This window comes from Demequina sp. NBRC 110056 (genome assembly GCF_002090155.1).
Lineage (GTDB): Bacteria > Actinomycetota > Actinomycetes > Actinomycetales > Demequinaceae > Demequina.
This window is the reverse complement of record NZ_BBRM01000002.1, coordinates 92,403-104,666: the sequence shown is the minus strand read 5'-3', so window position 1 is coordinate 104,666 and position 12,264 is coordinate 92,403. Positions and strand designations below refer to the sequence as shown.

Annotated in this window: 14 protein-coding genes; 6 read left to right on the top strand and 8 right to left on the bottom strand. The window is 71.0% G+C overall.

The window, feature by feature from the left end; translation table 11 throughout:
• Nucleotides 1-3: 3 nt before the first annotated feature.
• From ybeY to hrcA, 6 genes are read right to left on the bottom strand one after another with little or no spacing between them, the layout of a single operon-like run.
• Nucleotides 4-456 carry an rRNA maturation RNase YbeY gene (ybeY, locus tag B7K25_RS00510; RefSeq protein WP_084103269.1) on the bottom strand — a complete coding sequence of 151 codons (453 nt, stop codon included), beginning with the start codon at nucleotides 454-456 and terminating at the stop codon, nucleotides 4-6.
• Nucleotides 453-1,568: a PhoH family protein gene (locus B7K25_RS00505; RefSeq protein WP_371328270.1), complete on the bottom strand. Its 1,116-nt coding sequence runs from the start codon at nucleotides 1,566-1,568 to the stop codon at nucleotides 453-455. The genes ybeY and B7K25_RS00505 overlap by 4 nt, the downstream gene beginning before the upstream one ends.
• Nucleotides 1,565-1,903: an HIT domain-containing protein gene (locus tag B7K25_RS00500; RefSeq protein WP_084103268.1), complete on the bottom strand. Its 339-nt coding sequence runs from the start codon at nucleotides 1,901-1,903 to the stop codon at nucleotides 1,565-1,567. Before B7K25_RS00500 ends, B7K25_RS00505 begins: the two co-directional genes overlap by 4 nt.
• Nucleotides 1,904-1,907: 4 nt before the next feature.
• Nucleotides 1,908-2,702: a 16S rRNA (uracil(1498)-N(3))-methyltransferase gene (locus B7K25_RS00495; protein ID WP_084103267.1), complete on the bottom strand. Its 795-nt coding sequence runs from the start codon at nucleotides 2,700-2,702 to the stop codon at nucleotides 1,908-1,910.
• Between the two features lie 4 nt (nucleotides 2,703-2,706).
• A complete protein-coding gene (gene dnaJ / locus B7K25_RS00490) occupies nucleotides 2,707-3,843 on the bottom strand; it encodes a molecular chaperone DnaJ (RefSeq protein WP_084103266.1) in 1,137 nt (378 codons plus the stop codon).
• A complete protein-coding gene (gene hrcA / locus B7K25_RS00485) occupies nucleotides 3,840-4,856 on the bottom strand; it encodes a heat-inducible transcriptional repressor HrcA (RefSeq protein ID WP_084103265.1) in 1,017 nt (338 codons plus the stop codon). The genes dnaJ and hrcA overlap by 4 nt, the downstream gene beginning before the upstream one ends.
• A 100-nt stretch (nucleotides 4,857-4,956) precedes the next feature.
• On the opposite strand from hrcA, the gene B7K25_RS00480 reads away from it, so the two are divergent.
• The 3 genes from B7K25_RS00480 to B7K25_RS00470 all read left to right on the top strand — a co-directional run bounded on the left by B7K25_RS00480 (nucleotide 4,957) and on the right by B7K25_RS00470 (nucleotide 6,263).
• Nucleotides 4,957-5,313: a DUF4870 domain-containing protein gene (locus tag B7K25_RS00480; protein ID WP_084103264.1), complete on the top strand. Its 357-nt coding sequence runs from the start codon at nucleotides 4,957-4,959 to the stop codon at nucleotides 5,311-5,313.
• Nucleotides 5,306-5,716 carry a DUF4870 domain-containing protein gene (locus B7K25_RS00475; protein ID WP_084103263.1) on the top strand — a complete coding sequence of 137 codons (411 nt, stop codon included), beginning with the start codon at nucleotides 5,306-5,308 and terminating at the stop codon, nucleotides 5,714-5,716. The genes B7K25_RS00480 and B7K25_RS00475 overlap by 8 nt, the downstream gene beginning before the upstream one ends.
• Nucleotides 5,717-5,807: 91 nt before the next feature.
• Entirely contained in the window at nucleotides 5,808-6,263 is a 456-nt protein-coding gene (locus B7K25_RS00470; protein ID WP_084103262.1) for a DUF4870 domain-containing protein, read from the top strand.
• A 179-nt stretch (nucleotides 6,264-6,442) separates the two neighbouring features.
• Here B7K25_RS00470 and hemW read toward each other — a convergent pair whose 3' ends face one another.
• Together hemW and lepA are read right to left on the bottom strand one after the other, a co-directional pair.
• Nucleotides 6,443-7,609, bottom strand: a complete 1,167-nt coding sequence (gene hemW, locus B7K25_RS00465) for a radical SAM family heme chaperone HemW (RefSeq protein ID WP_084104472.1) — start codon at nucleotides 7,607-7,609, stop codon at nucleotides 6,443-6,445.
• A gap of 32 nt (nucleotides 7,610-7,641) precedes the next feature.
• Entirely contained in the window at nucleotides 7,642-9,537 is a 1,896-nt protein-coding gene (gene lepA / locus B7K25_RS00460; protein ID WP_084104471.1) for a translation elongation factor 4, read from the bottom strand.
• Nucleotides 9,538-9,643: 106 nt separating this feature from the next.
• Between lepA and B7K25_RS00455 the strand changes: the two genes are divergently transcribed.
• From B7K25_RS00455 to rpsT, 3 genes are all read left to right on the top strand, one after another.
• Nucleotides 9,644-11,347, top strand: coding sequence for a bifunctional diguanylate cyclase/phosphodiesterase (locus tag B7K25_RS00455; protein WP_159450073.1), 1,704 nt, complete (start codon nucleotides 9,644-9,646; stop codon nucleotides 11,345-11,347).
• A gap of 67 nt (nucleotides 11,348-11,414) precedes the next feature.
• The gene (locus tag B7K25_RS00450; protein WP_371328279.1) at nucleotides 11,415-11,927 is read left to right on the top strand and encodes a type II toxin-antitoxin system PemK/MazF family toxin; all 513 of its coding nucleotides are present in this window, start codon (nucleotides 11,415-11,417) and stop codon (nucleotides 11,925-11,927) included.
• A gap of 71 nt (nucleotides 11,928-11,998) precedes the next feature.
• A complete protein-coding gene (gene rpsT, locus B7K25_RS00445) occupies nucleotides 11,999-12,259 on the top strand; it encodes a 30S ribosomal protein S20 (RefSeq protein ID WP_084103259.1) in 261 nt (86 codons plus the stop codon).
• Nucleotides 12,260-12,264 lie beyond the last annotated feature (5 nt).

Below are 12,264 nucleotides of genomic sequence, written 5' to 3'. Positions count from 1 at the left end.
CCCCTAGGCCCGATCCGCGAGGAACGTGAGCAGCAGGCGGCGCTGCAGCGCGAACATCTCCTTCTCCTCCTCGGGCTCCGCGTGGTCGTAGCCCAGCAGGTGCAGGATGCCGTGCGTCGTCAGCAGGAGCATCTCCTCCTCGGCCGTGTGCCCGGCAGTCTCGGCCTGGCGCGCGGCGACGCTCGGGCACACGACGATGTCGCCCAGCAGGCCGGGCGGCGTGGGCTCGTCGGCGGTGCCCGGACGAAGCTCGTCCATGGGGAAGCTGAGGACGTCCGTGGGACCAGGCTCGTCCATCCACTGGATGTGCAGCTGCTCCATCGCGGTCTCGTCGACGAAGAGGATCGCGAGCTCGGCGCCATCGGCGACGTGCATCTCCTTCAGCACATAGGTGGCGAGCTCCGCGAACTCGACCTCGTCGATCGCGGCGTCGGTCTCGTTGTTGACGTCGATCACTCGGCATCCTCCTGGGCGGGCTTGTCGGTCCCGGGCCGGTCGCGACGCTCGCGCCCGTGGCTGTCGTGGCGGTCGCGACGCTCGAAGCGGCGCTGCTGGCCGGTGGGCGCCTCGCGGGACGCGTCCGCGCGCTCGTAGGCCGTGATGATGTCGCTCACGAGGCGGTGCCTCACGACGTCCTGGGCGCTGAGGCGACAGAACGCGATGTCGTCGACGCCCTCGAGGATGCTCGACGCCGCGCGCAGGCCCGACTGGGTCCCGCCAGGCAGGTCCACCTGCGTCACGTCGCCCGTGACCACCATGGTCGAGCCGAAGCCCAGGCGCGTGAGGAACATCTTCATCTGCTCACGCGTGGTGTTCTGGGCCTCATCGAGGATGACGAACGCGTCGTTGAGCGTGCGGCCGCGCATGTACGCGAGGGGCGCGACCTCGATGGTGCCGGCCTCCATCAGGCGCGGGATCGACTCGGGGTCGACCATGTCGTGCAGCGCGTCGTACAGCGGTCGCAGGTACGGGTCGATCTTCTCGTTAAGGCTGCCGGGGAGGAAGCCGAGCCGCTCGCCCGCCTCGACGGCCGGGCGGGTCAGGACGATGCGGTTGACCTTCTTGGCCTGCAGCGCGGCGACTGCCTGCGCCATCGCGAGGTACGTCTTGCCGGTGCCCGCGGGCCCGATCCCGAACGTCACGGTGTGCGTCTCGATCGCGGCAACGTAGTCCGCCTGGCCCTGGGTCTTGGGTCGGATGGTCCGTCCGCGGGTGGACAGGATCGAGCGCGACAGGACCTGGACGGGGCGCGCCGCCGCGCCGTTCTCCCCCGCCTCGGCCGCAGCGGCGGCCACGCCGCGGGCGGCGCCGAGCATCCGCACGGACTCCCGAGCGACGTCAGGCGTGAGCGGGACGCCGGCGGCCATGACGGACCGCAGCTCCTCGATCGCGGTGGCCGCCGCCGCCACCTCGACCTCGTCGCCGGTGAGCGAGATGCGATTGCCGCGCACGTGCAGGTCCACCTTCGGGAACGCACGCTCGATCTCCTTCATCACCGCGTCGCCGGAGCCCATGAGCTCCGGCATGCGGTCGGCGTCCTCGATGACGACGACGCGGTTCGCGCTCACACCAGGCTCCCGCTGAGGTCTCCGCCGAGCACGTGGCCGTGCGCGTGGAACACGGTCTGGCCGGCACCGGCGCCCGTGTTGAAGATCCACTTGTACTCGCCGCCGCACTCGGCGTCGGCGATCTCCTGCGCGGCGAGCGCCATCGCCGCGAGCTGCTCGGGAGCCGATGCGGCGAGCGCCGCGACGTCGGGCGCGTGGGTGCGCGGCACGACGAGCACGTGCGTCGCGGCCTTGGGCGCGATGTCGCGGAAGGCCACCACGAGGTCGTTCTCGAGGACCCTCTCCGCCGGGATGTCCCCGGCCACGATCGAGCAGAACAGGCAGTCGTCACTCATACGGCTAGCGTAGGCCCCCGCCGCGGGGCCCGTCAGCCTCCGCTGCGCCGTCGCCCCAGGTGCCGCGCGCGGCGGCGAGCGACGCGATGGCGGCGGGGCCGGCGCTCGAGGCGCGCAGCACGTGGGGGCCGAGGACGACGGCCTCAGCTCCGGCATCTGCGAGCGCGCCCACCTCGTCGTCCGCGATGCCGCCCTCGGGTCCGACGATCAGCCACACCGGCTGTCGCGCGTCGGCCCACTCGAGCGCGGTGAGCGGCCGAGAGGCGGACTCGTGCAGGACCAGCACCCGGGCCCCGTCCGCCACGGCACGCGCGACCTCGACCGCGAGCTCGCGGGTCGTCACGACGTCGTCGACGGCAGCGACGCGCGCGCGGCGCGACTGCTTGGTCGCGGCGATGACCAGCGAAGCCCACCGCTCGCGCGCCTTCGCCGCCTTGGGACCGCGCCACTGGACGATCGACCGACCCGCCTGCCAGGGGACGATGCGCGTGGCGCCGAGCTCGATCGAGGCCTCGACCGCCTGCTCGTCGCGTCCGCCCTTGGCGAGGGCCTGCACGAGCACGACCTCCGGATCGTCATCGCTGCGCACGGCGTCGATCCGGACGCGCATCACCCCGTCCGCCGCCTCGGCGATCACGCCGCTCGCACGCCGCCCGAGACCGTCCACCAGGTCGACGCGCTCGCCCACCCCGCGCCGCTGCACCGTCACGGCGTGGCGACCCTCGTCCCCGGCGACAGTCAGCACGTCGCCGGCACGCGCATCGGCCGCCTCGACGCTCAGGAAGACGGGCGCGCTCACGCGATCAGCGCGCCTTGAACGCGTCGCGCAGGCGCGAGAACACGCCGCCGCCGATGGGCGCGAGGCTGGCCGCCGGCTTCTCCTCGCCACGCAGCTCGGCGAGCTTGCGCAGCAGCTCCTCCTGATCGGAGTCGAGGTCCGTGGGGGTGTGCACGTCGAGGTGGACCATGAGGTCTCCTCGGCCCGAGCGCTGCAGGCGCCCGACGCCAAGACCCTTGAGCTTCACGGTGGTTCCGGCGTGCGTGCCCGGCCGCACCTCGACGCTCTGCTCGCCGTCGAACGTCTCCACCGCCATGACGGCGCCGAGCGCCGCCGCGGTCATGGGCACCTCGAGGTTGCAGTGCAGGTCGTCGCCGCGCCGCTCGAACGTCGGGTGCGCCTTCTCGCGGATCTCGACGTACAGGTCGCCCTTGGGGCCGCCGCCGGTGCCGGCGTCGCCGGCGCTCGCGAGCCGGATGCGGGTGCCGGTCTCGACGCCCGCGGGGATGTCGACGGTGATGGTGTGGCGCGAGTGGGTCCGGCCCTGGCCGGAGCAGTCCGAGCACGGGCTCGCGATGATGGTGCCGTAGCCGCCGCAGCCGGGGCACGGGGACTGCGTCATGACCGGGCCGAGCAGCGAGCGCGCGGTGCGCTGGATCACGCCGGAGCCATTGCACTGGCGGCACTGCTGCGGCGAGGTGCCGGGCGCGCAGCACGACCCGGAGCAGGTCGCGCAGACGTCAGCGAGGTCGACCTGCACCTCGCGACTGACGCCGAAGACGGCCTCCTCGAGGCTGACGGTGGTCTGCACGAGCGTGTCGCCGCCGCGCTGCGTGCGCGACGCGGGACCTCGCTGCGCCCCTCCGCCGAACGGCGACGCTCCTCCGCCGAAGAACTGCTCGAAGATGTCCTCGAACCCGAAGCCCTGGGCCCCGCCCTGCGCGCCGTTGCGGCTGCGCGGGTCGACGCCGCGGTCGTACTGCGAGCGCTTGTCGGCGTTCCCCAGCACCTCGTAGGCCGCCGCGACCTCCTTGAAGCGGTCCGCGGACTCGGGCCCGGCGACATCGGGGTGCAGCTCGCGCGCGAGCTTGCGGTAGGCCTTCTTGATCTCGGCCTCGGTGGCATTGCGGTCGACGCCCAGGGTGGCGTAGTAGTCCTTCACTCGTTCTCCACGACTCTCGACAGGTAGCGGGCGACGGCGCGCACGGCGGCCATCGTCCCGGGGTAGTCCATGCGGGTGGGGCCCAGGGTTCCGAGCAGCGACACAGCGTCGCCCCCCGGGCCGTAGCCCGCAGCGATCACGGACGTGCGGGCGAGCGCATCCGTTCGGGTCTCCGCGCCGATGCGCACGGCGACGTCCTGGCCTTCACCGGCCATCTCATGCAACAGCCGGAGCAGCACCACTTGTTCCTCGAGCGCGTCCAGGACCGATCCGATCGCGTCGGACTCGAAGTCCGCGCCCGCGCGCGCCAGGTTGGCGGCGCCAGCGAAGACCACGCGCTCGACCGTGCCCCCGCGCGCAGCGGCGACCACCGCCTCGGCCACGGGAGCGGCCCACGCGACCTGACCTGGGCGCGCTGCCCAGTCGGACAGCGACGCCAGCAAGGCCGCCGGCGTCCGCCCGACCGACGCCTCGTTGAGGTCGCGGGCGACCCGCTCGAACTCCTCGTCGCCCACGGCGTCGCCCAGCGCGACGGTCGACTGCTCGACCCGCGCATCGGCCGACACCACCACCACGAGGGCGCGGTCGGCGCCGATGCGCACGAGCTCGACGCGGCGCACCGCGGACTCCCGCAGGCTCGGGTACTGCACCACCGCGACCTGGCGCGTGAGCTGGCTCAGGAGGCGCACCGAGCGCTCGACCACGTCGTTGAGGTCGACCGCGTCGGACAGGAACGTCGTGATCGCCCGCTTGTGGGGGTCCTGCAGCGCCGTGGCCGCGAGGTTGTCGACGAAGGATCGGTAGCCGGCGTCGGTGGGGATCCGCCCGGCGCTGGTGTGCGGCTGCGCGATCAGCCCCTCCTCCTCGAGCACCGCCATGTCGTTGCGGATGGTCGCCGAGGACACCCCGAGGGCAGAGGCGTCGGCGAGCGCCTTCGAGCCGACGGGCTCGGAGGTCGCGACGTAGCCCTCGACGATCGCGCGCAGGACGGCGCGGCGACGGTCCTCGCTCACGGCCTCTCCTTCCGCCGGGTCTCGTATCTGGCACTCGTGGGGTCCGAGTGCTAATCCTAACGCGGGCCGCCGACAGGTAGCGTGGGCCGCGGGAGGTCCGATGACGTACGCATCGCACGAGCAGGTCGACTCGACCATGGCCGGCATCGCCCACCTGGGCGCCGTCGTGGGCCCGATCATCCCTCTCGTGGTGTGGCTCGCGCGCCGCCGCGACGACCCCTGGGTCGCACGGGAGTCCGCGAAGGCGGTGAACTTCGGGATGCTCGTGCTGGCGATCCTCGTGGTCGCCTCGCTCGTGAGGATGTTCGTGCCGTTGGTGGCCTTTGTCGGTACATTGGCACAGTTGGCAGTCCTCATTGTTGCGGTCGTCCTGTGCTACCAGGCCTTCCGCGCTGTGCGGGGTGGCTTGCCAGCGTCATATCCCTACGACATCAAAGTGGTGAGAGAACATGACTGACGACAGCACGATGCCCCCGCCTCCTCCCGAGCAGCCGTCGAACCCTCAGCCCGCGGGAGCCGGTCCGGCGCCCGTCTCGGAGTCCGACGAGCGCACGATGGGTCTCCTGACCCACCTGTCCGCGATCCTCATCGGCCTCTTCGGCCCGCTGATCTTCTGGCTGATCTACAAGGAGCGCTCCGACTTCCTCAACGACCAGGGCAAGGAGGCGCTGAACTTCAACATCACGGTCGCGATCGCGTACGTCGTCTCTTACATCCTCATGGCCGTGACGTTCGGCATCCTGTTCTTCCTGCCGTTCCTCGTGTGGGTGGTCGCCCTCGTGTTCCAGATCATGGGAGGCATGGCGGCGAACAAGCACCAGCGCTACCGCTACCCGTTCGCGCTGCGCCTGGTGAAGTGACCCCCTGAGGCGCTTCCCTGACGACGCTCAGGGCCCGTCATCGGTCGTGTGGCCGATGACGGGCCCTCGGCATGTCTGGGACTCTTGAGCCATGAGCGAGAACACGTCCCCGCAGCACGAGCAGCACGCGCCGACCGCGCCGGTCCAGCCCGCCCCCCAGCAGCCGTACGCGCCGCAGCCGATGCTCGAGTCCGAGGCCCGCATGTGGTCCATGCTGATCCACGTCGTGGCAGCGGGCGCGATGGTGCTGAGCGCAGGCTTCCTCGGCTTCGTCGTGCCCCTCGTGCTGTGGCTCATCTACCGCGAGCGCAGCGCGCTGGTCGACTTCCACGGCAAGCAGAACCTCAACCTCCAGATCACCGTGCTCGTGTCCGGCGCGGCCGCCTTCATCGTGGGGCTGCTGCTGCTGGGCGTCGGCCTGTTCGTGACGCTGCCGCTGTGGGGCCTCTACGCGCTGTACGCGCTGATCATCTCGATCGTCGCGGGCGTCAAGGCGCACGGCGGCCAGTACTACAAGGTGCCGCTCATCATCCCGTTCGTCCGCTGACGACTCTTCCCCCTGAGTTCGTGTAGACGTCGCCCACACGCGGGCGCTCGATGACTCCTGCGTGTGGATGCGGGTTCGTCAGGTGACGCGGACCAGAACCCGCATCGACGCGCTGCGCGCCGGCGCGGCCTCAGGATGGGCGACGTCTACACGAACCCAGTCGCGACCGGTCGTGGCGATCAGGTGAGCGCCCGCACGGCGGCGTCGGCCAGGAGCCGGCCTCGCAACGTGAGCCTCAGCTGGCCAGCCAGCGCCGCCCTCCCGTCGAGGACGCCGTCGCCGACCAGCGCGGCGATCGCCTCGGGGCGCGGCGCGGGCAGGTCCGCCACCGGCATGCCGTCCGCCAGGCGCAGCCGCAGCATCACGGCCTCGAGAGCGAGGTCGTCCGCGTCGAGCGGCTCCCGCTCCGCAGCCGGGCTCGCCCCCGCTGCCAGCCGCGCCGCGTAGGCACGCGGCAGCTTCACGTTCCACCAGCGCTCGGCCGGCGCCTCCTCGCCCGCGGCGCCGATGCGCGGGCCGAGGTAGCTGTGGGCGCCCGGCCCCACGCCCCACCAGTCCTGGCTCGTCCAGTAGGCGACGTTGTGGCGGCACTCCTGCTCGGGCACCCTGGCCCAGTTGGACACCTCGTACCAGGCGTAGCCCGCCGCGGCGAGGCGCGCGTCGGCCGCCTCGTACATGTCCGCCTGGGTATCGAGGTCCACAGGCTCGATCTCGCCGGAGCGCAGCTGGCGGCCCATCCTCGTGCCCGGCTCGATGACGAGGGCGTAGGCGCTCACATGGTCGGGCGCGAGCGCGATGGCCGCGTCCAGCGACGCGTGCCAGTCCTCGAGGGTCTCTCCCGGCGTGCCATAGATGAGGTCGAGACTCACCGCGAGACCGGCCTCACGCGCCCACGCGACCGCCTTGGCGACGTTCTCCGGGCGATGGGTGCGCTCGAGCGTCGCGAGCACGTGCGGCACGGCGGACTGCATTCCGAACGAGACCCGCGTGAAGCCCGCCGACGCGAGCGTCGCCAGCGACTCGCGGGTCACCGAGTCGGGATTCGCCTCGGTGGTCACCTCGGCATCCGGGGCGAGGCCCCAGGTCGCCCGCACCCCGTCGAGCATCGCGACGAGCGCAGACGCGTCGAGCATGGTCGGCGTGCCGCCACCGAAGAAGACGGTCCGCGCGGGGCGCCCGTCACCCACCATGGACTCGCGCGCGAGGCCCATCTCGGCGAGTGCCGCGCCCACGTAGTCGTCGCGCGAGGAGAACTCACCCTCGCCCGGCGCGTACGTGTTGAAGTCGCAGTACCCGCACCGCACCGCGCAGAACGGGACGTGGATGTACACGCCGAAGTCGCGCATCGGCGTGGTGACGGCCGAGGCCCGGGTCACCGCTACTTCTTCTTGCCCTTGTCCGAGCCGTCGTCGGACGTGGACAGCGCGGCGATGAACGCCTCCGGCGGCACCTCGACGGAGCCGATGTTCTTCATGCGCTTCTTGCCGGCCTTCTGCTTCTCGAGCAGCTTGCGCTTACGGGAGATGTCGCCGCCGTAGCACTTGGCCAGGACGTCCTTGCGGATGGCGCGGATGGTCTCGCGAGCGATGACGCGCGCGCCGATCGCGGCCTGGATGGGGACCTCGAACTGCTGTCGGTCGATGAGGTCCTTCAGCTTGGTCACCATCGACAACCCGTACGAGTAGGCGGCGTCCTTGTGCACCACCGCGCTGAACGCGTCGACGGGCTCGCCCTGCAGCAGGATGTCGACCTTCACGAGGTCCGCAGCCTGGTCGCCGGCGGGCTCGTAGTCGAGCGAGCCGTAGCCGCGGGTGCGCGACTTGAGCTGGTCGAAGAAGTCGAAGACGACCTCCGCGAGCGGCAGCGTGTAGTGCATCTCGACGCGCGACTCGGACAGGTAGTTCATGGTGCCCATCTGGCCCCGACGCTCCTGGCACAGCTCCATGACGGTGCCGATGAACTCGCTGGGCACGAGGATGGACGCCTTGACGACCGGCTCGCGCACCTGGGCGATCTTGCCGCCCGGGAACTCGGAGGGGTTCGTGACGGTGACGATCTTGCCGTCCTCCATCTCCACCTCGTAGACCACGTTCGGAGCGGTCGAGATCAGCTCGATGCCGAACTCCCGCTCGAGGCGGTCACGCACGATCTCCAGGTGCAGCAGGCCCAGGTAGCCGCAGCGGAAGCCGAAGCCGAGGGCGACCGAGCTCTCGGGCTCGTACACGAGGGACGCGTCGTTCAGCTGGAGCTTGTCGAGGGCGTCGCGCAGGATCGGGAAGTCCGAGCCGTCGAGCGGGAACAGGCCCGAGTAGACCATCGGCTTGGGGTCGCGGTACCCGCCAAGCGAGGTCTCGGCGCGGCGCGCGGCCGTGGTGACGGTGTCGCCCACCTTCGACAGGCGCACGTCCTTCACACCCGTGATGAGGTAGCCGACCTCGCCGACGCCGAGACCCTTGGTGGGCTTGGGCTCGGGGCTGATGACGCCGATCTCGAGCAGGTCGTGCGTCGCGAGCGTCGACATCATGGCGATCTTCTCGCGCGGCTTGAGCGAGCCGTCCACCACGCGGACGTACGTGACGACGCCGCGGTACGTGTCGTACACGGAGTCGAAGATCATCGCGCGGGTCGGCGCGGACGCGTCGCCGACGGGAGCGGGGATGTCGCGCACGACGCGGTCGAGCAGCGCCTCGACGCCCTCACCGGTCTTGCCCGACACGCGCAGCACGTCCTCAGGCTCGCAGCCGATGAGCTGCGCGAGCTCGGCGGCGTAGCGCTCGGGGTCAGCCGAGGGCAGGTCGATCTTGTTGAGGACCGGGATGATCACCAGGTCGTTCTCCATGGCGAGGTACAGGTTCGCGAGGGTCTGCGCCTCGATCCCCTGGGCGGCGTCGACCAGCAGGATCGCGCCCTCGCACGCGGCGAGCGAGCGGGACACCTCGTAGGTGAAGTCCACGTGGCCGGGGGTGTCGATCATGTTGAGCGCGTAAGGCTCGCCGTCCACGGCCCACGGCATGCGCACGGCCTGGGACTTGATGGTGATGCCGCGCTCCCGCTCGATGTCCATGCGGTCGAGGTACTGCGCCTTCTGCAGGCGCGCCTCGAGCACGCCGGTGATGCCGAGCATGCGGTCGGCAAGGGTGGACTTGCCGTGATCGATGTGCGCGATGATGCAGAAGTTGCGGATGAGGTCCGGCGCCGTCGCGGCAGGCTCGATGCGGGGGTCGGAAGACACGGGAGAGGTTCCCTCGGGGTCGGGTGACAGGGCAGGCTCCATCATCCCACGTCCCCATCCATCCTCATGCGTGCGCCGAACCTGCCGATAAAGCCTGGTGACGGCGGAGATGGCCCGCCGCAAGGCAAGGTCTCAGGAGGCGTACGACGTGACGCACGACGACGAGCTGTTCCGGCAGACGTTCAGCAGCTCCCCGATCGGCATGGCGATCGTGGACGAGCAGGGGCTGATCGTCGAGGCCAACGCACCCTTCGCCGCGATCCTCGGCTACGCGGTCCACGAGGTCGCCGGCGCGGTCGCCGAGTCCCTCATCCACCCCGACGACGCCGGCCGCGACGCCGAGCTGCGGGAGGGTCTCGCCTCCGGCGACCTCCCCTACTTCCAGCTGCAGGCACGCGTGCTGCACAAGTCCGGCGACACCGTATGGACGCGCTCGACCGTGACGCGCATCGGCGACCCGGGTGCCCCCTTCCGCTGCCTCGTGCAGATGGAGGACGTCTCCGAGGTGCGCAAGGCGAAGGACCTGCTCGAGCGCCGCGCGCAGTTCGATCACCTCACCGGCCTGCCCAACCGGTCGCTGCTGCTCGAGCGCACGCAGCACGCGCTGACGCGCCACGAGACCACCGACGCCACGATGGCGTGCCTGTTCCTCGACCTCGATCACTTCAAGCTCGTCAACGACTCGCTCGGCCACCACGCCGGCGACCGCATGCTGGTCGCGCTCGCGCAGCGCATCCGCGACGCCGTGCGGCCGGTCGACACCGTGTCGCGGCTCGGCGGCGACGAGTTCGTCGTGATCCTCGAGAACATCGCGGGCCAGAGCGCGGCGGAGGGTCTGCTCGCGGTCGTGATGGCGGCCATCCAGGCGCCGATCACGGTCGACGGCCACCGCATGGCCCCCACCGTCAGCGCCGGACTGGCCATGGCCGAGGACGGCATGACGGCCGAGACCCTCGTCCGCAACGCGGACCTCGCGATGTCGAGCGCCAAGCGCTCGGGCCGCAACCGCGTCGCGACCTTCCACCCGGGTCTGCGCGACAGCGCGCTCGTGCGCCTGTCCATCGAGACGGAGCTGCGCACCGCGATCCACGAGGGTGAGCTGGTGGTGCACTACCAGCCCGTCGTCGAGCTCGCCACGCGCGAGACGGTGGCCTTCGAGGCGCTCGTGCGCTGGCAGCACCCCCACCGCGGCCTGCTGCTGCCCCAGGACTTCATCGAGATCTGCGAGGACGCCAACCTCGTGGTGCCGCTCGGCGCGTTCGTGATCCACGAGGCGTGCCGGTTCATCGCCGCGAACCCGGTCTTCGAGGGCAAGGTCCTCGTGAACGTGTCCACGCGTCAGATCGGCGGAGCCGACCTCACGCGGGTCGTCCGGGGCGCCCTCGACGACACGGGGGTCGACCCGTCGCGTCTGGGCCTGGAGATCACCGAGTCGGGCATGCTGCTCGCGACCCAGGCGGCGTCGAGCGACCTCGAGGCGCTCGCGTCGATGGGCGTCGACCTCATCCTCGACGACTTCGGCACCGGCTACTCGGCACTGTCCTCCGTCCTCCAGAACCCGGTGGCGGGACTCAAGCTCGCGCGCGAGTTCACCCTGCGCCTCGGCGACCGGTCCACCGGCGACCGCATCTCGACCGCCATCGCGAACCTGTCGGACAGCCTCGGCATGTACGGCGTGATCGAGGGCGTCGAGACCGAGGCCCAGTACCGACGCGCACGCGAGCACGGCTGGGCGCTCGGGCAGGGCTACCTCTTCGGCCACCCGCTCCCGCCCGAGGAGATCACCTTCACCGCTCCCGGCGTCGCGCATCTCACGTCGCTGCGCCACCGCGGCGCGACGACGTCCGCCTGATCCCCTGCCCCGCTTCGCGGCTCCGCGCCGCTGCGTCGCCACGCGCTAGGGTCGCGCTGTGGAACCGCTGATACTCGCCATCCTGGCCGCCGGCGCCGTCGGCCTGGCAGCCGCCCGGGCCACCCGACGAGCCAAGCGCCGCGCGCCCGCGCGTCGGCCCGGCGCCGAACACCACTACCCCGGCGACTTCACCGGCCGCGTCGACGTCCGCTACGCCCCGCGCCCCGACGGCCGGCCCGATCCTGGCGAGATCGTCTGGACATGGGTCCCATTCGAGGAGGACCACTCCCGCGGCAAGGATCGGCCGGTGCTGCTCATCGGGCGCGAGGGCGACTGGCTGCTCGCGCTGCAGCTGACGAGCAAGGACCACGATCTCGACGCCGCCCAGGAGGCGCGGTGGGGTCGCTACTGGATGGACATCGGTACGGGCGCCTGGGATCGGCAGCGGCGTCCGTCAGAGGTGAGACTCGATAGAATCGTGCGTGTCGACCCCGGCGCCGTGCGCCGAGAGGGCGCCGTGCTGGATCGCCGTCGCTTCGACGAGGTCAGCCATTCGCTTTCCGAGCTCCATCACTGGTAGGATGGGAAGCCGTGTGTGAGCGCGCGCTCGCGCTCCACTGACCAACTTTCACCATCGCAGAAGGATCCCACGTGGCTAACATCAAGTCCAAGATCAAGCGCATCGGCACCAACGAGAAGGCTCGCCAGCGCAACGTCGCCGTCAAGTCCGAGCTCAAGACGAACGTCCGCAAGGTGCGCGAGGCCATCGCCGCCGGCGACAAGTCCGCCGCCGAGACCGCCCTCAAGAACGCCAGCGTCAAGCTCGACAAGGCCGTCTCGAAGGGTGTCATCCACCAGAACCAGGCCGCGAACCGCAAGTCGGCCCTCGCGAAGCAGGTCGCCGCTCTCTAAGCGCG

What these genes read in the sequence shown, in the direction of transcription:
- B7K25_RS00500 (WP_084103268.1), bottom strand. Translation starts at nt 1,903, where the DNA reads ATGAGTGACGACTGCCTGTTCTGCTCGATCGTGGCCGGGGACATCCCG.
- B7K25_RS00480 (WP_084103264.1), top strand. Translation starts at nt 4,957, where the DNA reads ATGACGTACGCATCGCACGAGCAGGTCGACTCGACCATGGCCGGCATC.
- B7K25_RS00475 (WP_084103263.1), top strand. Translation starts at nt 5,306, where the DNA reads ATGACTGACGACAGCACGATGCCCCCGCCTCCTCCCGAGCAGCCGTCG.
- B7K25_RS00470 (WP_084103262.1), top strand. Translation starts at nt 5,808, where the DNA reads ATGAGCGAGAACACGTCCCCGCAGCACGAGCAGCACGCGCCGACCGCG.
- hemW (WP_084104472.1), bottom strand. Translation starts at nt 7,609, where the DNA reads ATGCGCGACTTCGGCGTGTACATCCACGTCCCGTTCTGCGCGGTGCGG.
- lepA (WP_084104471.1), bottom strand. Translation starts at nt 9,537, where the DNA reads ATGGAGCCTGCCCTGTCACCCGACCCCGAGGGAACCTCTCCCGTGTCT.